Here is a 21,448-nt window from a genome sequence, read left to right on the forward strand (position 1 = left end):
AGTATTAAAGGCGGAAAACGAGTTCAACCGGCGCGTCCAAATCGGATTAACAGAGAGATTCGCGCGCAAGAAGTTCGCCTAACAGGCGTCGATGGCGAGCAGATTGGTATTGTCAGTCTGAATGAAGCTCTTGAAAAAGCTGAGGAAGCAGGTGTTGATTTAGTAGAAATCAGCCCAAATGCCGAACCGCCAGTTTGCCGAATCATGGATTACGGCAAGTTCCTTTACGAGAAGAGTAAGTCGACTAAAGAACAGAAGAAGAAACAAAAAGTTATCCAGGTGAAGGAAATCAAATTCCGTCCTGGTACCGATGATGGCGACTATCAGGTCAAACTACGCAACCTGATTCGCTTTCTGGAAGATGGCGATAAAGCCAAAATCACCCTGCGTTTCCGTGGGCGTGAAATGGCGCACCAGCAGATCGGTATGGAAGTGCTTAACCGCGTCCGTAAAGACCTGTGTGATGATATTGATCTGGCAGTGGTCGAATCCTTCCCTACGAAGATCGAAGGCCGTCAGATGATCATGGTGCTCGCACCTAAGAAGAAACAGTAAGGCTTCCAAGTAATTTAACCTGCGCAGCGCTTGCGTTGTGCAGGTTTTATTCGCCTTATTGATTCGTTGTTTAACAATGCGAAGTGGATTTAATTAACATGCCAAAGATTAAAACTGTACGTGGTGCAGCCAAGCGCTTCAAAAAAACCGGGAGCGGTGGTTTTAAGCGTAAACATGCTAACCTGCGTCATATTCTGACCAAAAAATCAACCAAGCGTAAACGTCATCTGCGTCCGAAAGGCATGGTGTCTAAGAACGATCTGGTCCTGGTAATTGCGTGCTTGCCGTACGCATAAGCCGCTTTTTTTTGAATCAAGAATAAGACTTTAGGAGAGAGCATATGGCTCGCGTAAAACGTGGTGTAATTGCACGCGCACGTCACAAGAAAATTTTAAAGCAGGCGAAAGGTTACTACGGTGCCCGTTCGCGCGTATATCGTGTTGCCTTCCAGGCAGTAATCAAAGCAGGACAGTATGCTTACCGTGACCGTCGTCAACGTAAGCGTCAATTCCGTCAGCTGTGGATTGCACGTATTAACGCAGCTGCTCGTCAGAACGGCCTGTCCTACAGCAAGTTCATTAATGGCCTGAAAAAAGCCTCTATTGAAATTGACCGTAAGATCCTGGCTGATATCGCTGTATTTGACAAAGTGGCCTTTGGCGCACTGGTTGAAAAAGCGAAAGCAGCTCTGGCGTAAGAATAAGAAGAGGGAGCTTGCTCCCTCTTTTATCCTTGTATCAGAGAGTAAAAGTGACATTTGTTGGCCGTAGCATAAGACAGGCCGATTTTTATTTAACAAGGTAATGCAAGTATGCACACTGCTATGTTTCGTTTCTTTTTTTCCTTTAGCGCCTGATTACAGGGGGCTTTGCGCGTAAGAAAAGAAACGAAAAATAGCGCTCAAGCCTCCCTCATGGAGGCTTTTTTGCTTTTGGTCATAGAACATAAATTATCAGTCATGACTTAGGGCCATATCGGCCAGAGGAAGAGGAACATAATGCCACATCTCGCAGAGCTGGTTGCTAAGGCAATAGCAGCCATAGAAGATGCCCAGGATGTTGCCGCGTTGGATTTGGTACGCGTCGAATATTTAGGCAAAAAAGGTCATTTTACCTTGCAGATGCAGTCACTACGGGATGTCCCCGCAGATGAGCGCCCGGCCGCTGGTGCAGTAATTAACCAGGCTAAACAGGATGTTCAGGATGCGCTGAATACACGTAAGAATGCGTTGGAATCAGCCGTATTGAATGCGCGCTTGGCCGCAGAGACCATCGATGTCTCTTTGCCTGGTCGTCGCCTGGAGAATGGTGGTTTGCATCCGGTTAGCCGCACCATTGAACGTATTGAAACCTTTTTTGGTGAGCTGGGCTTTTCAGTAGAAACTGGGCCTGAAATTGAAGATGACTATCACAACTTTGATGCCTTGAATATTCCAGGGCACCACCCGGCACGGGCCGACCATGACACCTTCTGGTTTGATGCGACACGCCTGCTGCGTACTCAGACTTCCGGTGTGCAGATCCGCACCATGAAGAACCAGCAACCGCCAATTCGTATTATTGCGCCGGGTCGTGTGTACCGCAATGACTACGATCAGACACATACGCCAATGTTCCATCAGATGGAAGGCTTGATCGTTGATAAAAATATCAGCTTTACCAATCTGAAAGGAACGCTGCACGAATTCCTTAATAACTTCTTTGAAGAACATTTGCAGATCCGCTTCCGTCCTTCTTATTTCCCGTTTACAGAACCTTCAGCGGAAGTGGATGTGATGGGGAAAAATGGCAAATGGCTGGAAGTGTTAGGTTGCGGCATGGTGCACCCGAACGTGCTACGTAATGTTGGCATCGATCCAGAGATCTATTCTGGCTTCGCCTTCGGTATGGGCATGGAGCGCTTGACTATGTTGCGTTACGGTGTCACCGATTTGCGTGCATTTTTCGAAAATGACCTGCGTTTCCTCAAACAGTTTAAGTAAGGCGGGAATATCACATGAAATTCAGTGAACTCTGGTTGCGTGAGTGGGTAAACCCAGCCATCAGCAGCGAAGCATTATCCACTCAGATCACCATGGCAGGCCTTGAGGTAGATGGCGTTGAAGCCGTTGCAGGTGTTTTTGATGGTGTGGTGGTGGGGCATGTCGTGGAGTGCGGGCAGCATCCTAATGCCGATAAACTGCGTGTCACTAAAGTAGATGTCGGGGGTGAACGCCTGCTGGATATCGTTTGTGGGGCACCTAATTGCCGTACTGGCCTTAAAGTCGCGGTGGCTACCGTGGGCGCGGTGCTGCCAGGTGATTTCAAAATCAAGGCCGCCAAGTTACGGGGCGAACCGTCTGAAGGTATGTTGTGTTCATTTTCCGAACTAGCGATCTCCGATGATCATGATGGCATCATTGAATTGCCGCAAGATGCGCCAATTGGTACGGATATTCGTGATTACTTAAAGCTGAATGACAACGCAATCGAAATCAGTGTGACGCCAAATCGTGCCGATTGCCTGGGTATTATTGGTGTCGCGCGGGATGTTGCCGTATTGAACCAACTGCCGCTGAATGAGCCAGAGATGAGCCCGGTGGTTGCGACAATTTCTGATACGCTGCCAATCCGTGTAGAAGCGCCACAGGCGTGTCCACGTTATCTCGGTCGAGTAGTGAAGGGCATCAACGTAAAGGCACCTTCACCGCTTTGGATGCGTGAAAAACTGCGCCGTAGTGGTATTCGTTCTATTGATGCAGTGGTGGATGTTACCAACTATGTACTGATGGAGTTAGGTCAGCCGATGCACGCCTTCGATTTGAATCGCATTGAAGGTGGCATTGTGGTGCGTATGGCAAGTGCTGGGGAAACCTTGCGCCTGCTGGATGGTAACGAGGCCAAATTAAGCGCAGATACCTTAGTGATTGCCGATCATCAAAAAGCCCTGGCAATGGGCGGTATCTTTGGTGGCGAACATTCTGGTGTGAATGATGAAACGCAGGATGTGTTGCTGGAGTGTGCTTTTTTCAATCCACTGGCCATTACTGGCCGAGCGCGTCGTCATGGCCTGCATACCGATGCTTCCCACCGCTATGAGCGCGGCGTGGATCCTGCATTGCAATACAAAGCCATGGAACGCGCAACAAGCTTGCTTATCGAAATCTGCGGTGGTCAGGCCGGCCCGGTGATTGATGTTACCGATGAAAACAGCTTACCAAAACGCGCCTCCATTCTGTTGCGTCGTGAAAAACTTGACCGTTTGATTGGTCATGTGGTGCCGAGCAATCAGGTGAGTGATATTTTGCGCCGTTTGGGTTGCCAGGTAACTGAGCAGGGTGATAATTGGCTGGCGGTTGCACCAAGCTGGCGCTTTGATATGGAAATCGAAGAAGATCTGGTGGAAGAAGTTGCCCGTATTTATGGCTATAACAACATTCCCGATGTGCCAGTGCGTGCCGATTTAGTCATGTCTCAGCATCGTGAATCTGATCTGGACTTGAAGCGCGTGAAAACCATGTTGGTGGATCATGGCTTCCAGGAAGCAATTACTTACAGTTTTGTTGATCCGAAAGTGCAGGCATTACTGCACCCCAATGAAGAGGTGCTGATCCTGCCAAGCCCTATTTCCGTTGATATGTCGGCAATGCGTCTCTCGTTGTGGACGGGGTTGCTGTCAGCGGTGGTATATAACCAGAATCGTCAACAGACACGTGTACGCCTGTTTGAAAGCGGGTTGCGCTTTGTGCCTGATACTCATGCTGATCTGGGTATCCGTCAGGATGTCATGCTGGCAGGGGTGATCGCTGGGCATACACACGAAGAACATTGGGATCTGGCAAGAAAGCCTGTGGACTTCTATGATTTAAAAGGCGATCTGGAATCTGTATTAGAATTGACAGGTAAATTATCTGACATTCAGTTCAAATCGGAGGCCAATCCCGCATTACATCCAGGGCAGAGTGCTGCAATTTATTTGCAGGGTGAGCGCATCGGTTTCATCGGTGTAATTCACCCAGAACTTGAGCGTAAACTGGATCTTAACGGCAGAACAGTGGTATTTGAACTGGAGTGGAACAAGGTCGCGACCCGCGCTGTGCCTCAGGCGCGTGAGGTTTCCCGCTTCCCTGCAAACCGCCGTGATATTGCTGTCGTAGTGGCTGAAAACGTCGCGGCAGAAGATATTTTGGCGGAGTGCAAGAAAGTTGGCGTAAATCAGATAGTTGGCGTAAACTTGTTCGATGTGTACCGTGGCAAAGGCGTAGCAGAGGGTTACAAGAGCTTGGCTATCAGTCTGATATTGCAGGATAATGCCCGTACACTGGAAGAAGAGGAGATTGCCTCTACCGTTGCGAAATGTGTAGAGGCGCTAAAACAGCGGTTCCAAGCATCCTTGAGGGATTGAACCTATGGCGCTTACTAAAGCTGAAATGTCAGAACACCTGTTTGAAAAGCTTGGGCTTAGCAAACGGGACGCCAAAGACCTGGTAGAACTGTTCTTTGAAGAAGTCCGTCGGGCTCTGGAGAATGGGGAACAAGTGAAACTATCGGGTTTTGGTAATTTTGATTTGCGAGATAAAAACCAACGTCCGGGACGCAATCCGAAAACCGGTGAAGACATTCCGATTACGGCGCGTCGTGTGGTCACCTTCCGTCCGGGTCAGAAACTGAAAAGCCGGGTTGAGAATGCGAACCCGAAAGAGTAAGTTGGAATAAACCAAAAAGGCCGCGTTTGCGGCCTTTTTCTTATGGGAAATATAAGGACTGGGAGCTTGGCGCTATGTCTGCCAATAACACGTCTGCCAATAACATGCCAACCAATCACACGCCAAATAACACACCAACCAATCACACCTTCACTTGGTTGCAACAAAATCAGCAGCGCCGTGATAAGCGTTATTTGTTGTTATTGATGCTGGCAATGTTAGTGGTTTTTATTCTCAGCTTAAGTGCGGGAGATATCTGGATCTGGCCCTCACAGTGGTTCAGTGAATCAGCCCAACTATTTGTTTGGCAGTTGCGTCTGCCACGTGCTTTAGCGGTGATGGTGGTCGGCGCGAGTCTGGCAGTAGCGGGAGCGGCGATGCAGGCAGTGTTTGAAAATCCGTTGGCAGAACCCGGTTTACTCGGTGTGGCGAATGGTGCTGGTGTGGCGTTAGTACTGGCTGTTCTGTTGGGGCATGGCTTGCTCCCTGTCATATTACTGAGTTTGAGTGCCATTGGCGGTGCGCTGGCCATGACTTTTCTGCTGCTGGGTTTTGCCTTGCGCCATCGCTTGAGTAATGCCCGTTTGCTGTTGGTGGGGGTTGCGTTGGGGATGGTATGCAGCGCAGTGATGATCTGGGCGGTTTATTTTAGCTCAAGCCTTGATCTGCGCCAATTGATGTATTGGATGATGGGGGGATTTGGCGGAGTGGATTGGCGGCAGAAGTGGCTATTATTGTTGCTGTTACCGGTGCTGGTCTGGTTATGCTTGCAAGGTTCGGTGTTAAACATGATGGCACTGGGTGAGGTACAAGCCAGGCAGTTGGGTCTTTCTATTCACCTTTGGCGCAATCTTATCGTGCTGGCTATTGGTTGGCTGGTCGGTACCAGCGTGGCTTTAGCGGGCGTTATTGGTTTTATTGGGCTGGTTATTCCGCATATTTTGCGTTTGACGGGGTTGACTAACCAACGTTTCCTGTTGCCGGGTTGCGCTATGGCCGGGGCTGGAGTGCTATTGGCTGCTGATGTGGTCGCACGTATTGTACTTTTTTCATCCGAATTACCTATCGGTGTGGTGACCGCGACATTGGGCGCACCGGTATTTATCTGGTTGTTGATTGGGACAAAAAATGTCAGATAACAATGTCAGATAACAATGCCAGATAACTATGCCAGATAAAAATGCCAGCCAGCCAGTGGTACGGTGCAAAAGTTAACGGGCATCAACCAACAACCTCTGTTGACGTAAGGAATATCAGGAATATGCTGCAATTGAGTCAAGTGGGTGTAGCAGGGCGTTTGACCCGCTTTTCTGGGCAGATTGCCGCTGGGGTGCAACTCCATTTGGTCGGTCCAAATGGCGCAGGGAAAAGCACCTTGTTGGCACGGTTAGCGGGAATATTGCCGGGCGTAGGTGAAATCCGCTTATCAGGGGTGCCAATCGATGAGTATTCAGCCAATCAACTGGCCAGATACCGCGCTTACCTTTGTCAGCAACAACCTCCAATGGCACTGATGACGGTATTTCAATACCTCGCACTACATCAACCGACTGGATCCGATGAAAGTCATTTGGAAAAGGCGATTTGCTACCTGACACAAAGCCTCAAACTTGAGGATAAGTTGCCGCGTATGCTGACACAACTTTCCGGTGGGGAATGGCAACGTGTTCGTCTGGTTGCGGTACTGCTGCAGGTTTGGCCGACGGTGAATCCGCAAAGCCAACTATTGCTACTTGATGAACCTACCAACAGCCTGGATATTGCTCAGAAAATGGCGTTGGACAGGCTGCTAGGTGAATTTTGCCATAGTGGCCGCACTGCCTTGGTGTGTGCACATGACCTTAACCATACATTACAGCAGGCAGACCAGATATGGCTGCTACATCAAGGGCGTTTGGTGGCCCAGGGCCGTGCGCAGGAAGTGATGGTGCCAGCGTTATTATCCGATGTTTATGGTATTGATTTTCATCTACAGGTGTTAGGGGATCAAAATTGGCTGATAGCCAAGGCGCTGTAACTATTACTAGGCGTTGGTTATCCTTGTGCACTGAGGTCACTTAAGCGTGGGCATATATTAAAAGAATATCTGAAAAACCCGGTTAAAAAACTATTTAATATTGAAGAATTCGAGTTTCGTGCTACGATGGAAGCTCTAAGTTAGAATTAAGTAAATAAGTATTATAGCATAAAAATATTTTTCAAATTTTTAGCGCTATCTATCGGTAATACAGGTAGTTAGCTCCTTTCTTGAAAATAGTCAATTCGATCTATCTGGGATCACTCTCTGATGTTTACCACTTGTTAAACATTAGAGTTTTACCGTGGCTTAAAGAATTCTTGCGATGTTTGGGGTTTAATTATGGATCAATTTCTACCTTTTTCGCGCCCAGCGATTGGTGATGAAGAGATTGCGGCGGTAGAAAAGGTATTACGTTCCGGCTGGATCACTACCGGGCCGCAGAATCAGCAATTAGAAAGTGAGTTTTGCAAAACGTTTGGATGTAAACACGCAATTGCTGTCTGCTCCGCTACTGCGGGTATGCATATCACCTTGATGGCATTAGGAATAGGGCCAGGTGATGAGGTGATTACACCTTCCCAGACCTGGGTGTCTACCATCAATATGATCGAACTGCTTGGCGCAACGCCGGTGATGATCGATGTGGATCACGATACGTTGATGGTTAGCGCTGCGGATGTTGAGTCTGCCATTACTGCACGGACTAAAGCCATTGTGCCGGTTCATTATGCAGGGGCACCACTACCGATAGCGGCGTTACGCGAAGTGGCCCAGCGCCATAATATTCCTTTGATCGAAGATGCCGCCCATGCAGTGGGGACGCGTTTCAATGGGGAGTGGGTTGGCGCACGTGGTACAGCGATTTTTTCTTTCCATGCCATCAAGAATCTGACTTGCGCTGAAGGTGGCTTGATTGCCACTGATGACGATGCGCTGGCTGATCGCTTGCGTTGTTTGAAATTTCATGGCTTGGCTGTTGATGCTTTTGACCGTCAATTGCAGGGGCGTAAACCGCAGGCCGAGGTGATTGAACCGGGTTATAAATATAACCTTTCTGATATCCATGCCGCCATTGCCGTGGTACAACTGGCTCGGTTGCCTGAGCTTAACGCGCGGCGCAAAGTGTTGGCTGAACGCTACCTCAGCGCACTGAAAGATTCCCCATTTCAGCCTTTAGGCTTGCCCGATTATCCCCATGATCATGCGTGGCATCTGTTTATGATCCGTGTTGATGCACAACGTTGTGGCATTGAGCGTGACCAATTGATGGAGCGCTTGAAAGAGGTGGGGGTGGGGACGGGTTTGCATTTCCGCGCTGCCCACATGCAAAAATATTATCGTGAACGTTATCCGGACCTTTCTTTGCCGAATACTGAGTGGAATTCAGCGCGCTTATGCACGTTACCGCTATTCCCGGATATGACAGAAGCGGATGTCGACCGCGTCGTAAATGCCTTATTTTCTATTCTGGAGTCTTCACGTGTCTCGCTTTGAACCGATTAAAAAAGTGTCGGTGGTGATACCGGTATTTAATGAGCAGGAAAGTTTGCCTGCATTACTGGAGCGTACCACCACCGCCTGTAAGCAATTATCACAACCCTATGAAATCATTTTGGTTGATGATGGTAGCAGTGACAACTCAGCCGAGATGTTGGCCGCAGCTGCGGAGCAGCCGGATAGCTGTATTATCGCGGTATTACTCAATCGTAACTATGGTCAGCACTCTGCCATTATGGCGGGTTTTAATCAGGTCAGTGGTGACCTGGTGATCACACTGGATGCTGATCTGCAAAATCCACCAGAAGAAATTCCTCGGTTGGTTAGTGTGGCAGAAGAGGGGTATGACGTCGTCGGTACGGTGCGTGCCAACCGTCAGGATTCTTGGTTCCGCAAAACGGCCTCGCGTGTGATTAATATGATGATCCAGCGAGCCACCGGTAAATCCATGGGGGATTACGGTTGCATGTTGCGGGCTTATCGTCGCCATATCATTGATGCAATGCTGCATTGCCATGAGCGCAGTACCTTTATCCCGATTCTGGCGAATACGTTTGCGCGCTCTACAACAGAGATTGAAGTGAGCCATGCAGAGCGTGAGTTTGGTGACTCCAAATACAGCCTGATGAAGCTGATTAATCTCATGTATGACCTGGTGACCAGCCTGACCACCACACCACTGCGTTTGCTTAGTGTTGTCGGTAGTGTGATTGCGTTGTCCGGGTTTGTGTTGGCGATATTGTTGCTGGTACTGCGCTTGATTTTAGGCCCGGATTGGGCCGTTGGCGGTGTATTCACCCTGTTTGCCGTGCTGTTTACCTTTATTGGTGCACAGTTTATCGGTATGGGATTGCTGGGGGAGTATATCGGTCGTATTTATAACGATGTTCGTGCTCGCCCGCGTTATTTTGTTCAGAAAGTAGTCGGTGCCAAACAGGCCCAAAATACTCAGGAAGAAGAAAGATGAAAGCCATTGTATTTGCTTACCATGATATCGGCTGTGCCGGCTTAAAAGCAGTCACTGAAGCGGGCTATGATGTGCAGGCTGTTTTTACACATACCGATGATCCTGGTGAGAACAACTTCTTCTCCTCTGTCGCGCGTCAAGGGGCGGAGCTTGATCTGCCTGTCTATGCACCAGAAGATGTGAATCACCCGCTGTGGGTCGAACGTATACGTGAACTGCAGCCAGATATTATTTTCTCTTTCTATTACCGCAACATGCTGGGGGAGGAGATCCTCTCACTGGCCCCGCAAGGTGGTTTTAATCTGCATGGTTCACTGTTGCCAAAATATCGTGGTCGTGCACCCATTAATTGGGCCGTATTGAACGGGGAAACGGAAACCGGGGCAACGCTACACAAGATGGTTAAGCGCCCAGATGCAGGTGATATTGTTGGTCAGCATAAAGTGACCATTAGCGAAGATGACACCGCCTTGACGCTTCACAAGAAAGTGTTGGAAGCGGCTAAGGTCGTCTTGGCAGAGCAGTTGCCTAAGCTGAAGAACGGCACGGCGATCTTTACTCCGCAAAACGAAGCGCAAGCCAGTTATTTTGGTCGCCGTACTGCGGCTGACGGTGAGCTCCAGTGGCATAAATCTGCCCATGAGCTCAACAATCTGGTGCGTGCCGTAACCGAACCCTATCCCGGTGCCTTCAGCTATCTTGGGCAACGGCAGTTGATTGTCTGGCGTTCACGTGTGTTGAATATGCAACATGACAAACAACCTGGCACAGTGCTAAGCACATCACCGTTGGTTATTGCCTGTGGTGAAGGGGCACTGGAAATCGTCGCTGGGCAAAGTGAGTCCGGTTTATACGTGCAGGGTAGCCGCTTGGCGCTGGAAATGGGCATTGTGACTGATGTCCGCTTGTCACCAAAGGCTAGTGTTACCAAGAAGCGTAGAACACGTGTATTGATCCTCGGGGTTAACGGTTTTATTGGTAATCACTTGACCGAGCGTTTGCTGCGTGAAGATCAGTATGATATTTATGGCCTGGATATCGGTTCTGATGCTATCAGCCGTTTCCTGGATAACCCACGTTTCCACTTTGTGGAAGGGGATATCAGTATTCACTCTGAGTGGATCGAATATCACATCAAGAAATGTGATGTGATATTGCCACTGGTAGCTATTGCTACGCCGATTGAGTATACCCGTAACCCGCTACGTGTTTTCGAACTGGATTTTGAAGAGAACCTGAAAATCGTTCGTGACTGCGTGAAATACAACAAACGCATCATTTTTCCATCCACATCCGAAGTTTACGGTATGTGTGATGACAAAGAGTTTGATGAGGACCATTCGCGTCTCATCGTCGGGCCGATCAACAAGCAGCGTTGGATTTACTCGGTTTCCAAGCAATTGCTGGATCGCGTCATCTGGGCTTATGGTGCCAAAGAAGGGCTGAAATTCACGTTGTTCCGTCCATTTAACTGGATGGGCCCACGTTTAGATAACCTGGATGCCGCACGTATCGGTTCTTCCCGTGCGATCACTCAGTTGATCCTTAATCTGGTTGAAGGTTCACCGATTAAACTGGTGGACGGTGGTGAGCAGAAGCGTTGCTTTACTGATATCAATGACGGTATTGAAGCGTTGTACCGCATTATTGAAAACCGTGATGGTCAGTGTGATGGGCAAATTATCAACATCGGCAACCCGACTAACGAAGCGAGTATTCGTGAATTGGCGGAAATGTTGTTGGCTAGCTTTAACGCGCATCCACTGCGCGGCAATTTCCCACCTTTTGCCGGGTTTAAGGATATAGAGAGTAGCGCTTATTACGGTAAAGGCTATCAGGACGTTGAACACCGTACTCCAAGCATCAAAAACGCTCGCCGTTTGCTGGACTGGCAGCCAACGATTGCCATGCAGCAAACCGTTGCCGATACGTTGGACTATTTCCTGCGTACTACGGTAACGGAAGGTCATGATGCATGAAGAAGGTTGGCCTACGCGTCGATGTAGATACCTTCAGCGGTACCCGTGATGGGGTACCGCGACTGCTGGAATTGTTTGATAAGTATGGTATTCAGGCCAGTTTCTTCTTCAGTGTCGGGCCAGACAATATGGGGCGCCATTTGTGGCGCCTGCTTCGGCCTCAATTCCTGCTAAAAATGTTGCGTTCCAATGCGGCCTCGCTGTATGGCTGGGATATTCTATTGGCAGGCACTGCCTGGCCAGGGCGGATTATTGCCAAAACCCAAGGGCCGGTTATCAAACGTACCGTGGTAGCCGGTCATGAAGTGGGGCTGCATGCCTGGGATCATCAAGGCTGGCAGGCGCGTGTCGCTCGTTGGTCAGAAGCTGAATTGGCTCGTCAGATTCAGTTAGGGGTTGATGCCTTGGTCGCTTGCATCGGGCAACCAGTTAGCTGTTCTGCGGTGGCCGGGTGGCGAGCTGACCAGCGGGTGGTTGAGGTGAAACAAGAATTTGCTTTTCAGTACAACAGTGATTGCCGTGGCACCCATCCGTTCCGTCCATTATTAGCCAATGGGCAGCACGGGACGGTACAAATTCCCGTTACTCTCCCTACCTTTGATGAAGTGATAGGGCGCGACGTCAGCATGGCAGATTTTAATGATTACATTTTGCGTGCCATTGAAAATGATGCGGGCGTGCCGGTGTATACCATTCATGCTGAAGTCGAGGGGATGTCGCAGTCAGCCATGTTTGAACAGTTATTACAGCGTGCCAGACAGCAAGAGATTGAATTCTGCCCGCTCAGCAACTTATTACCGCAAGATACCGCATCACTGCCGTTAGGTTATATAACCCGTGCGCCGTTTCCTGGCCGTGAAGGTTGGCTAGGTTGTCAAACGGAAATATAGGAAAGACGTTTCAATGAAAGCGCTGAAAGGAACCTGGGCTATCATCTTAGCCATTTTTTTTGTTTTAGTTTATTTGATCCCGCTTAACGGGCGCCAACTCTGGCAGCCGGATGAAACCCGTTATGCAGAAATTAGCCGTGAAATGTTGGCAAAAGGTGATTGGGTGGTGCCCAATTTGCTTGGCTTGCGCTATTTTGAAAAACCGGTAGCAGGTTACTGGTTTAACAATATCAGCCAGTGGCTATTTGGTGACAACAATTTTTCTGTCCGTTTTGCTTCAGCATTGAGTACTGCTCTGACCGCGCTATTGGTCTTTGCCTTAGCCTGGCTGATGTGGAAAAATGCCCGTAGAGCCAGTTTGGCAGCCCTGATTTTCTTGTCGATGTTCTTGGTTTTCGGTATCGGAACCTACAGTGCGCTTGATCCGATGATCGCATTGTGGCTGACTGCGGCGATGGTCAGTTATTATTTGGCACAGAACGCAACCAGCAAAAAAGGTAAGCTGGGTGGCTTTATTTTGCTGGGTCTGGCTTGTGGTATGGGCTTTATGACCAAAGGGTTTCTAGCCCTGGCGGTACCGGTGATTGCGGTTATCCCGATTGTTATTCAGCAACGGAAATTTAAAGAGCTATTCAGTTATGGTCCGATCGCTGTGGTGGTCGCGGTGCTACTTAGTTTGCCGTGGGCATTGGCAGTGGCGCAGCGTGAACCGGATTACTGGCATTACTTTTTCTGGATAGAGCATATTCAGCGTTTTGCTGAGGAGAATGCACAGCATAAAGCGCCATTCTGGTATTACATTCCAGTTCTGATTGCCGGTGTGCTGCCTTGGGTCGCGTTATTACCGGGCTCATTATTGAAAGGTTGGCGTGAACGTGTTCGCGCTCCTGAGTTATTCTTTTTACTCAGTTGGGTAGTGATGCCGATACTGTTTTTCAGTATCGCTAAAGGCAAACTGGTGACTTATATCCTATCTTGCATGGCACCGCTGGCATTGCTGATGGCCGCTTATGCTGATGATTGTATGGCTCAATTGCGCCGTGGGGTATTCAAGGCGAATGCCATTATCAATGGGTTATTTGGCGTAGTCGGCATTCTTGCCTTGTTGGTATTGGCGTCAGGTTGGCTACCGAATGTACATCTGTTTTCTTCTGAAGAGTGGCCAAAAATCGTCCTGGGCTTGATCGCTTTTGCCAGTTGGTTGTTGTTTGCGGTCGTTTCTGTCCGTGATAATGCCCGTTATTGGCCTTGGGCGGCAGCATGCCCGGTGGTGCTGTGTTTATTAATTGGTTATAGCATTCCGCAGCAAGTGATTAACTCGAAACAACCGCAAGAGTTTATTGCTGCCAATATGACTCCTCTACGAGAGAGCAAGTTTGTGCTTGCTGATAACGTCGGCGTGGCTGCCAGCCTGGCTTGGGAGCTGAAGCGTAGCGACATACTGATGTTTAGCGCGAAAGGCGAGGTGACTTACGGGCTGAGTTATGCTGATGCACGCGACCATTACGTTAGTGAGCAGGATTTCCCCCAGTGGTTGGCACAGGCGCGTAAGCAAGGGGCGGTTGCCTTGGTACTACAGCTTTCCCGCAATGAGCAGGTATCCCCCAGCCTACCCAAGCCCGATAGTGTGACTACGACGCACCGTCTGGCTTTGTTATGGTATAAGCAGCAACCCTGATGGCTTATTTTTTAGTGATCCTGGTCTGCCTGCTGACTTGCGCTGGGCAATTATGCCAGAAGCAGGCAGCACAGTCCTGGCAACAGGTCTCTGAACAGCGGTTGGCAGTGACTTTGCGCTGGCTGGCTGCGGCGATTGTTTTTCTGGGCCTGGGGATGTTGTTTTGGCTTAATGTGTTACAGCGTTTGCCTCTCAGCTTGGCTTATCCGATGATCAGCTTTAATTTTGTGCTGGTGACGTTGGCGGCACGCTGGCTGTTTAATGAACCGACGACACCACGTCATTGGTGTGGTGTCGCATCTATCATGCTGGGGATATTACTGATGAGCCTTGATTTATGAAAGGTTACCTATGGGGGGCTGCCAGCGTCCTCTTGGTGACGTTGGCACAGTTGCTAATGAAGTGGGGGATGACCCAGATCCCATTATTATCTCTCGCTGAAATGACCTTATCATTTTTGCAGCAATATTGGTTGGTCTTGCTGGCAGTAGCTGGCGGGATCTTTGCCTATGCTTTGTCGATGTTATGTTGGTTCTTTGCCTTGCGTTATCTGCCGTTAAACCGGGCTTATCCGTTATTGAGCGTCAGTTATGCCTTAGTTTATTTCGGCGCGGTGCTTCTACCTTGGTTTAATGAGCCAGTGACATTGTTTAAAACGCTGGGCACGTTACTTATTCTATTTGGCGTCTGGTTGATTAATAGCCGAAGCCCGGTAGGATCTCACCCTAAATAAACAAATTCCTTTTGTTACTATTGATATCTGCTGTTTAAATAACAGCAGATATATTTCTTGCAAAATTTGCTTTTGGTTATACTCAGAGATAAATTAGCCAGAAATAATCCGTTGTATATCGGGGCTCAGGGTAAGACTTGGGCAGTATAAATCCGGCAATGTATACACTAAATAATTCGAGTCGCTTGTAGGCAGCCAGCGATGGAATCCCCAGGAGCATAGCTGACTATGTGACTGGGGTGACAGAGAGCAGCTAACACCCAAGCAACTTGAAGGATGATGAGTATATCAGTGAAGAGAACAATGCGATGCGCATATGGTTTTTATTGGCTTGTTTAATTCTTGCTGGTTGCAGTAGCCAGGCACCGCCACCGAGTGGCCGTTTATCAGACTCGATAGTGGTGGTGGCAAAACTCAATGAGCAATTGAATCAATGGAATGGTACCCCGTATCGCTATGGGGGCTTGGATCGTAATGGTGTTGATTGCTCCGGTTTTGTTTACCGTACTTTCCGTGATCGCTTTGATATGCAATTGCCGCGTTCTACCGAGCAGCAAACGGAGTTAGGAACTAAAGTTTCTCGTGATGAGCTGCTACCGGGTGACTTGGTATTTTTCAAAACCGGCAGTGGTGAGAATGGATTGCATGTGGGTATTTATGATACCGATGATCAATTTATTCATGCGTCAACCAGCAGAGGCGTGACGCGGTCGTCATTGAATAATAGCTATTGGCGTAAAGTGTACTGGCAAGCACGTCGCATTTGATGGATAGCAACTCCTGACCTATTACTGGGTAGAAGGTGTGTATCCATCATCATTCAAGTTGCGCTTAAGGTTGTGTCTTTTTCTGCCCTGGATCAGAAACGGCTATCTACCGCATCAGCTAGCATAGCCAGCAACCGCTCGCTATCAGACCAACTCAGGCAGGGGTCAGTGATGGACTGACCATAAGTCAATGCATGACCAGAAACGACTTTTTGTGTTCCTTCCACCAGAAAACTTTCTGCCATGACCCCGGCGACTGCCATTGAGCCGGCGCGAATTTGTTGGCAGATATCTTCAGCGACATCCAATTGGCGACGGTGTAATTTCTGGCAATTGCCGTGACTGAAATCAATCACTAACTGCTCAGGGAGATCGAATTCGCGCAGACTATCACAAGCGGCAACAATATCTTCGGCATGATAATTCGGTTTTTTACCACCACGCATAATGATGTGGCCGTAAGGGTTACCGCTGGTTTGATAAATCGTCATTTGCCCCTGTTTGTCGGGTGATAGAAATAGATGCCCGGCTCGAGCGGCGCGGATGGCGTCAATGGCGATTCGGGTATTGCCATCGGTACCATTTTTAAAACCTACCGGGCAGGAGAGTGCTGATGCCATTTCACGGTGGATCTGGCTTTCCGTGGTTCTGGCCCCGATAGCTCCCCAACTGATCAGGTCGGCAATATACTGCCCGGTCACCATATCCAAGAACTCCGTGGCGGTCGGTAGGCCAAGCTGGTTCACTTCCAGCAGCAGCTTACGGGCCATTTCAATCCCACGGTTAACCTGATAACTGCCATCCAGGCCAGGGTCGGATATCAGCCCTTTCCAGCCGATTACGGTGCGTGGTTTCTCAAAATAGGTACGCATCACGATTTCCAGGCGGTCTTGATAATGCTGGCGCTGGGAATGCAGGCGATGAGCATAATCGGTTGCGGCATCCAGGTCATGGATGGAACAAGGGCCAATCACCACCAGCAAGCGTTTATCTTCACCGGTCAGGATTTTTCCAATAGCTTCACGTGACGTTGTCACGCATTGTGCGACTGAGGGTGTGATGGGTAATTTTTCAGCCAGTGATTTTGGCGTGATAAGGCTGTCGATGCGCGTAGTCCGCAGTTCATCTGTTTTTTGCATGGTTTTCTCTGAAAGCTGTTCTTCGCGACGGTAGAAGTACCGGGAAGTGATGTTGCTCACAATAACCTAAAAACCGCCGAATTCAACTGTAGAGAGCAGGCTCTGCTGATTGATGCGGATAAAAAACGCCACGGACAGTGTTCAAAAAAAACTACGTATCAAATAACACAGTCGCTGTAGTAAGAGCAAAAGGCGCTGTATTTTCTCTATCGATTCTAACTATATGACCCAGTTAACGTCGGGGCAGGAGCGAGACTCCGGTGCGGTTTCTGAATTGTTTGATGAACGCAAAGGTGTGATTAACGCACTGCTTTCTATGGTGATTCGATGGACCAGGGCATCGATGGTTTATCCCTCAATCCCGATACGGTGGTGCAAACCTGGGTACGTTTAGCGCAGAGAAGCTAGTTGTTGGTGCGTTGAGATCAAAAAGCCGTCACGGGATGTGGCGGCTTACAGGCTGTTGACGAAGCCCTTCTTATCATCTTGGGTTATCCGTCCGTGCTTTTGGATGAAAAGAGTGTGAGCCCAGCCATTATCCTCGTGACGGTGGTGATGGCACACAAGGCGGCAAAGCCATAGGCCAGCCAGGAGAAGTGCTCAGGTAGCAGGCACATTAATACAAACAGCAACAGGGTTTCACTGCTCTCCGTTAAGCCCCCCAGATAATAAAACCCTTTGTTAGGATAAGCGCTGCTGGCAATAGCGCGTTTCTCGGCGATAACAGCAAACGCGAGAAAACTGCAACCGGTACCAATAAAACAGTAGATCAAGACGCTGGCGGAGAGAGCATTGTTAGTGGGGTCGGCAAAGGCAAAGCCCAGCGGAATGGAGGAATAGAATAAAAAATCCAGGGTAATGTCCAAAAAGGCTCCCCGATCGGTTGGGCCGTTTAATCTTGCCAGGGCACCATCGAGTGTATCGGCCAGTCGGTTCAGTACGATAAAGAATAGTGCCCAATAGTATGCATGAGAAACAATTAAAAGAGGCGCGCACAAGCCCAGTATAAACCCCAGCCAGGTGATCTGATCGGCTTTTACCCCCATCCGTTGAAACTTTCTAGCGACGGTTTCACGTACTTTTTTACTCTTTTCCAGCAGGTAACGATCAAACATGGTGACTTTCTCCTAGTAGGATGACCTTTCCATTAGGAGGGATATCCTGAGCATCATGAGTCACCAGCACCGCCGGTATACCCTTGCATGCAATGTGTTCAAAAACAAACTGACGAAATCGTGCGCGCAGATGAATATCCAATCGGCTGAACGGCTCATCGAGTAACAACGCTTCCGGTTCAGCCAGCAGGGCACGCAACAAGCTGACCCGGGCACGTTGCCCACCGGATAACGTTGCCGGATCCCGGGTATAAAATCCTGCCAATTCCGTCTCATCCAGTTGGCGTTCAATATATTGTTTGCGTTGATCTTTACCTGTCATAGTAGCGGGTAGCGCCAGAGCCAGGTTTTGCCCGACACTCAAATGCGGAAACAGTAAATCATCCTGAAAGAGGATACCGATGCGCCGCTGCTCTGTCGGGCGTAGATCCCGGCGAGTCCCGTTCAACCATAACTCGCCCTCCGCGCCAAAGGCAGGCGGGAGTTCACCTATCATCCAACTGAGCAACGTTGACTTTCCTGTGCCTGAAGGCCCCATCAGGGTCACGATGTGACCGGAAGGCACATCGAAACTGATATTTTGCAACAACGGATGTGTTGAGCGGGTGAGCGTAACCGCACGAGCAGACAGCATATCAGCGTAATCCTTGTCGATAGTAACCAGCCAGCAGGCCGGACAAAACAGCAACCAGAAATACCATGGCGGGTAAGAAAAATTGCAGCAAGGCCTGAACGGCCAGCGTTCGGGGATCGCCACCACTGCTCAGGGCGACGGCCTCAGTGGTTACGGTAACAAAACGGCCCGCACCGGCATAAAGTGTGGGCAAATATTGGGCAATACTGACGGAAAAACCAATCGCCCAAGCGGAGAGGAAGGGGCGCAATAATGATGGCCACTTCACCCACAATAAAACCTGCCAGGCAGGTAGCCCCAGAGAGCGCGCTGATAGCAGGAGACGGGGTTCAACCTGACGGTAGGCCGGAGTTAGAACCAGTAACATATACGGGATCATCCAGAGCAAATGACTCCATGCCACGGCAATAAACGTGCCATCCCAGCCCCAGCGCAATAACACACCGTATTGGCCTATCACCAACGGCAATGCAGGCAGCAAGAGAGGTAGCCACAGAAAGAAACCGTAGCGCGGAGTTCCCCATTCAAGCCAGAAAACGACCATCACTAGTGCACAGAGGCTGGTCGCGATCCCCAGCATCAGGGCTGTCAAAAGTGGGGTCAAGTCGGTGAGCTGCCAAGCTACCAATGACCAGCGTTGTGGTAACAGCGCGGGGTAAAACCAGCTGCTGGCCAATGACCAGACCAACAATATCAGCAATACCATCCCCCCTATCAGGGTCATCATATCTGCCAGCCAGGAGAGTACATGCGTGCCAGACGCCAGATAGCGCTGACCAGAATGTGGGAACAGGCAGCTACGCCACACCCGCCACAGCAGATACCCCGCCAACGAAAGTGCAGCGAGCAGGGCAATCAGCAGCAACGCAGCAATCATGCCTTTGGCCTGGATGGCTGGTGAAGCGTCATTGAGCCACTGCCAGGTCAGCACGGCTAATGTGGGCGGATTACCTGGCCCCAGGATAATCGCCACATCGACGACTGAGATATTGTAGGCCAGCACGGCCACTATCGCCCACCCAAGGGAGGGCAGCAATTGGGGAAGCAACACCAGCCAACTGCTTTGCAGGCGGCCATATCCGAGGCTGCGCATGATCAGCAATTGAGGCTGTAAGTCAGTCTGCTTCAGTTGGGCACTGACGACCCATAATAAAAACCAACTCTCTTTCAGCGCGAGAGTCAGACCAAGGCCCACGCCATAAGGATCATACAGGGCTTCCCAACCACTTGCCGCCATCAGCCGAGCCAACCATCCGGTTGAGGAGAAAAGCAGCAGACTTCCGGCCGCGAATGCCACGTGTGGTATCGCCAGTAACGCAGGCAATTTGCGCATGTAGCGCTGCCAGCCAACTCCTGGGTACAACCCCAGCACAACGGACAGGCAAAGTAGCAGGGCACCCAGCGTGCCGATGGTAGAAGAGATGAGGGTGGTCAGCATGGCCGGAAACCATTGACCATCACGCCAGAACGCCCCCCAATTCTGCCCATGGAGGGTGGGTTCCAACATGAAACCCAGCCCCGGCAAGACAGGAAAAAACACTACCCCTACGCCACTCCAGGCCAACACTTTGCCGCTCAACGCACGGCTAGGTTTCAACGTACACCGTACCGTTTCAACCATTCAGCCTCCAATGCTGCAATCCAGGCTGAATCGGGCTCAGCCAAAACAGGCACTGACGCTTGAGTGCCGGGCTGGTTTCTCTCCAGTTCGGCTTGCCAGTGCAGAGGAAGTTTATGAGGATCGAGGACAGTCGGATCGCCCCAGACCTGAGGGTCAGCTTTGCGCAGTTGTGCCTGTGGGGAAAGAAGAAAGTTGGCCACGACCTGGGCTCCCGCTTTGGCGTTGGCATTAAAAGGGATAGCCACGAAATGGACGTTACCCAGCATCCCTTGCTGAAAACCAAAGGCATAGGCACTGTCAGGAAGTTGTCCACCGGCAATCAGGTTGGCAACATGTGCTGGATTGAACGTCATAGAGAGCCTGACCACACCATCCGCCAACAGGCGATCAATCTGTGCAGCAGAGGCCGGGAAGTCTTTGCCCTGACGCCACAGTAACGGATGGAGTTGGTCAAGGTAGTGCCACAACGGGGCTGTGAGTGTGGCAAATTGTTCTGGCTGTGGAGGCGTGCTGAATGCCTTGGGTGTTGTGGTCAGTGATAGCAACAACTGCTTCAGAAAAGCCGTTCCAATAAAATCCGGTGGGCGAGGGTAGGTCAACTGGCCGGGATGCGCGCGTGCTAATGCCAGCAGACTGGCGGGATCGCTGGGGGGTGTTGCCACACGCTGACTATCGGCAATCAACATCAGTTGTGCTTTGCCCCAAGGAGACTCAGCTCCCTCAGTGGGGATGGAAAAATCCTCCCGTACCGGCAGCGTGGTATCGACATACTGCCAATTGGGCAATTGCTCCGCCCAGTCGGTAGACAATAACCCTTCCATTTTCAGAGTTTTGAAGTTTTCACCATTCAGCCAGAGCAGATCGACGGAGCCTTTTTCGCGCCGACCTGCTGCTGCCTCTGCCTGTATGCGCCGCACGGCATCCGCAGTGTCAGAGAGAGGAACCAGCTTCAGGGTAATGGCGTACTGTCGTTGCATTTCTATCGCCACCCAACGTAAATAGGCATTGGCAGCAGCATCGCCACCCCAGGCATTAAGATAGACCGTTTGTCCTTGTGCCTGTTGTTTAAGCCGTTCCCAATGAGACGTTTCCGCTGTTGCCTGAAAGGTCCAGCCGAACATCAACATCACGATTACACTTACGCTTTGTAGTTGCCTCATCAACCTCAT

General features: G+C 50.0%; 21 protein-coding genes, 1 pseudogene and 1 other annotated feature. Of the genes and pseudogenes, 17 read left to right on the forward strand and 5 right to left on the reverse strand.

Translation table 11 applies throughout. The annotated features are described in order from the left end of the window. Window positions 1–3 precede the first annotated feature (3 nt). The 16 genes from infC to ACX9GV_RS07850 all read left to right on the forward strand — a co-directional run bounded on the left by infC (window position 4) and on the right by ACX9GV_RS07850 (window position 15,770). Window positions 4–555, forward strand: a complete 552-nt coding sequence (infC, locus tag ACX9GV_RS07775; RefSeq protein WP_072011676.1) for a translation initiation factor IF-3 — start codon at window positions 4–6, stop codon at window positions 553–555. A gap of 98 nt (window positions 556–653) precedes the next feature. Continuing rightward, window positions 654–851, forward strand: a complete 198-nt coding sequence (rpmI, locus tag ACX9GV_RS07780; RefSeq protein ID WP_023490323.1) for a 50S ribosomal protein L35 — start codon at window positions 654–656, stop codon at window positions 849–851. Between the two features lie 44 nt (window positions 852–895). Next, window positions 896–1,252, forward strand: coding sequence for a 50S ribosomal protein L20 (gene rplT / locus ACX9GV_RS07785; protein WP_004963673.1), 357 nt, complete (start codon window positions 896–898; stop codon window positions 1,250–1,252). A gap of 108 nt (window positions 1,253–1,360) precedes the next feature. Then, window positions 1,361–1,485 (forward strand) — a sequence feature (Phe leader region). 67 nt (window positions 1,486–1,552) lie between these two features. Further along, a complete protein-coding gene (gene pheS / locus ACX9GV_RS07790; protein ID WP_023490322.1) occupies window positions 1,553–2,536 on the forward strand; it encodes a phenylalanine--tRNA ligase subunit alpha in 984 nt (327 codons plus the stop codon). A 14-nt stretch (window positions 2,537–2,550) separates the two neighbouring features. Beyond that, window positions 2,551–4,938, forward strand: coding sequence for a phenylalanine--tRNA ligase subunit beta (pheT, locus tag ACX9GV_RS07795; protein WP_473197647.1), 2,388 nt, complete (start codon window positions 2,551–2,553; stop codon window positions 4,936–4,938). 4 nt (window positions 4,939–4,942) lie between these two features. Further along, window positions 4,943–5,239, forward strand: a complete 297-nt coding sequence (gene ihfA / locus ACX9GV_RS07800; RefSeq protein WP_023490320.1) for an integration host factor subunit alpha — start codon at window positions 4,943–4,945, stop codon at window positions 5,237–5,239. A 104-nt stretch (window positions 5,240–5,343) separates the two neighbouring features. Next, entirely contained in the window at window positions 5,344–6,378 is a 1,035-nt protein-coding gene (gene btuC, locus ACX9GV_RS07805) for a vitamin B12 ABC transporter permease BtuC (protein WP_473198002.1), read from the forward strand. 122 nt (window positions 6,379–6,500) lie between these two features. Next, window positions 6,501–7,256 (forward strand): vitamin B12 ABC transporter ATP-binding protein BtuD, encoded by a 756-nt coding sequence (gene btuD / locus ACX9GV_RS07810; RefSeq protein ID WP_473197648.1) that lies wholly within the window; start codon window positions 6,501–6,503, stop codon window positions 7,254–7,256. Window positions 7,257–7,598: 342 nt separating this feature from the next. Continuing rightward, window positions 7,599–8,753: a UDP-4-amino-4-deoxy-L-arabinose aminotransferase gene (gene arnB, locus ACX9GV_RS07815; RefSeq protein WP_473197649.1), complete on the forward strand. Its 1,155-nt coding sequence runs from the start codon at window positions 7,599–7,601 to the stop codon at window positions 8,751–8,753. Further along, window positions 8,740–9,723 (forward strand): undecaprenyl-phosphate 4-deoxy-4-formamido-L-arabinose transferase, encoded by a 984-nt coding sequence (arnC, locus tag ACX9GV_RS07820; RefSeq protein WP_473197650.1) that lies wholly within the window; start codon window positions 8,740–8,742, stop codon window positions 9,721–9,723. The genes arnB and arnC overlap by 14 nt, the downstream gene beginning before the upstream one ends. After that, window positions 9,720–11,702, forward strand: coding sequence for a bifunctional UDP-4-amino-4-deoxy-L-arabinose formyltransferase/UDP-glucuronic acid oxidase ArnA (gene arnA / locus ACX9GV_RS07825; protein WP_473197651.1), 1,983 nt, complete (start codon window positions 9,720–9,722; stop codon window positions 11,700–11,702). The genes arnC and arnA overlap by 4 nt, the downstream gene beginning before the upstream one ends. Continuing rightward, complete coding sequence (gene arnD, locus ACX9GV_RS07830; protein WP_473197652.1) at window positions 11,699–12,592, forward strand: 4-deoxy-4-formamido-L-arabinose-phosphoundecaprenol deformylase; 894 nt, start codon at window positions 11,699–11,701, stop codon at window positions 12,590–12,592. Before arnA ends, arnD begins: the two co-directional genes overlap by 4 nt. 13 nt (window positions 12,593–12,605) lie before the next feature. Continuing rightward, window positions 12,606–14,270 carry a lipid IV(A) 4-amino-4-deoxy-L-arabinosyltransferase gene (arnT, locus tag ACX9GV_RS07835; RefSeq protein ID WP_473197653.1) on the forward strand — a complete coding sequence of 555 codons (1,665 nt, stop codon included), beginning with the start codon at window positions 12,606–12,608 and terminating at the stop codon, window positions 14,268–14,270. Continuing rightward, on the forward strand, window positions 14,270–14,611 hold the full coding sequence (gene arnE, locus ACX9GV_RS07840) for a 4-amino-4-deoxy-L-arabinose-phosphoundecaprenol flippase subunit ArnE (protein ID WP_473197654.1): 342 nt from the start codon (window positions 14,270–14,272) through the stop codon (window positions 14,609–14,611). Before arnT ends, arnE begins: the two co-directional genes overlap by 1 nt. Then, window positions 14,608–15,003 carry a 4-amino-4-deoxy-L-arabinose-phosphoundecaprenol flippase subunit ArnF gene (gene arnF / locus ACX9GV_RS07845; protein ID WP_023490311.1) on the forward strand — a complete coding sequence of 132 codons (396 nt, stop codon included), beginning with the start codon at window positions 14,608–14,610 and terminating at the stop codon, window positions 15,001–15,003. Before arnE ends, arnF begins: the two co-directional genes overlap by 4 nt. A 308-nt stretch (window positions 15,004–15,311) precedes the next feature. Beyond that, window positions 15,312–15,770, forward strand: a complete 459-nt coding sequence (locus ACX9GV_RS07850; RefSeq protein ID WP_023490310.1) for an NlpC/P60 family protein — start codon at window positions 15,312–15,314, stop codon at window positions 15,768–15,770. Between the two features lie 92 nt (window positions 15,771–15,862). On the opposite strand, the gene ACX9GV_RS07855 is transcribed toward ACX9GV_RS07850, so the two are convergent. Continuing rightward, window positions 15,863–16,909, reverse strand: a complete 1,047-nt coding sequence (locus ACX9GV_RS07855; RefSeq protein WP_473197655.1) for a 3-deoxy-7-phosphoheptulonate synthase — start codon at window positions 16,907–16,909, stop codon at window positions 15,863–15,865. A 202-nt stretch (window positions 16,910–17,111) separates the two neighbouring features. Here ACX9GV_RS07855 and ACX9GV_RS07860 point away from each other — a divergent pair. Continuing rightward, window positions 17,112–17,317 (forward strand): annotated as a pseudogene (locus ACX9GV_RS07860) (hypothetical protein); the annotation flags it as partial. Between the two features lie 83 nt (window positions 17,318–17,400). Here ACX9GV_RS07860 and ACX9GV_RS07865 read toward each other — a convergent pair. From ACX9GV_RS07865 to ACX9GV_RS07880, 4 genes are read right to left on the reverse strand one after another with little or no spacing between them, the layout of a single operon-like run. Beyond that, the gene (locus ACX9GV_RS07865) at window positions 17,401–18,024 is read right to left on the reverse strand and encodes a CDP-alcohol phosphatidyltransferase family protein (protein ID WP_473197656.1); all 624 of its coding nucleotides are present in this window, start codon (window positions 18,022–18,024) and stop codon (window positions 17,401–17,403) included. Next, a complete protein-coding gene (locus tag ACX9GV_RS07870) occupies window positions 18,017–18,658 on the reverse strand; it encodes an ATP-binding cassette domain-containing protein (RefSeq protein WP_023490307.1) in 642 nt (213 codons plus the stop codon). The genes ACX9GV_RS07865 and ACX9GV_RS07870 overlap by 8 nt, the downstream gene beginning before the upstream one ends. A gap of 1 nt (window position 18,659) precedes the next feature. Beyond that, window positions 18,660–20,279: an ABC transporter permease gene (locus ACX9GV_RS07875; RefSeq protein ID WP_473197657.1), complete on the reverse strand. Its 1,620-nt coding sequence runs from the start codon at window positions 20,277–20,279 to the stop codon at window positions 18,660–18,662. After that, window positions 20,252–21,439 (reverse strand): ABC transporter substrate-binding protein, encoded by a 1,188-nt coding sequence (locus tag ACX9GV_RS07880; protein WP_473197658.1) that lies wholly within the window; start codon window positions 21,437–21,439, stop codon window positions 20,252–20,254. The genes ACX9GV_RS07875 and ACX9GV_RS07880 overlap by 28 nt, the downstream gene beginning before the upstream one ends. Window positions 21,440–21,448: the final 9 nt, after the last annotated feature.

Source organism: Serratia sp. 25CWL12 (assembly GCF_055790885.1).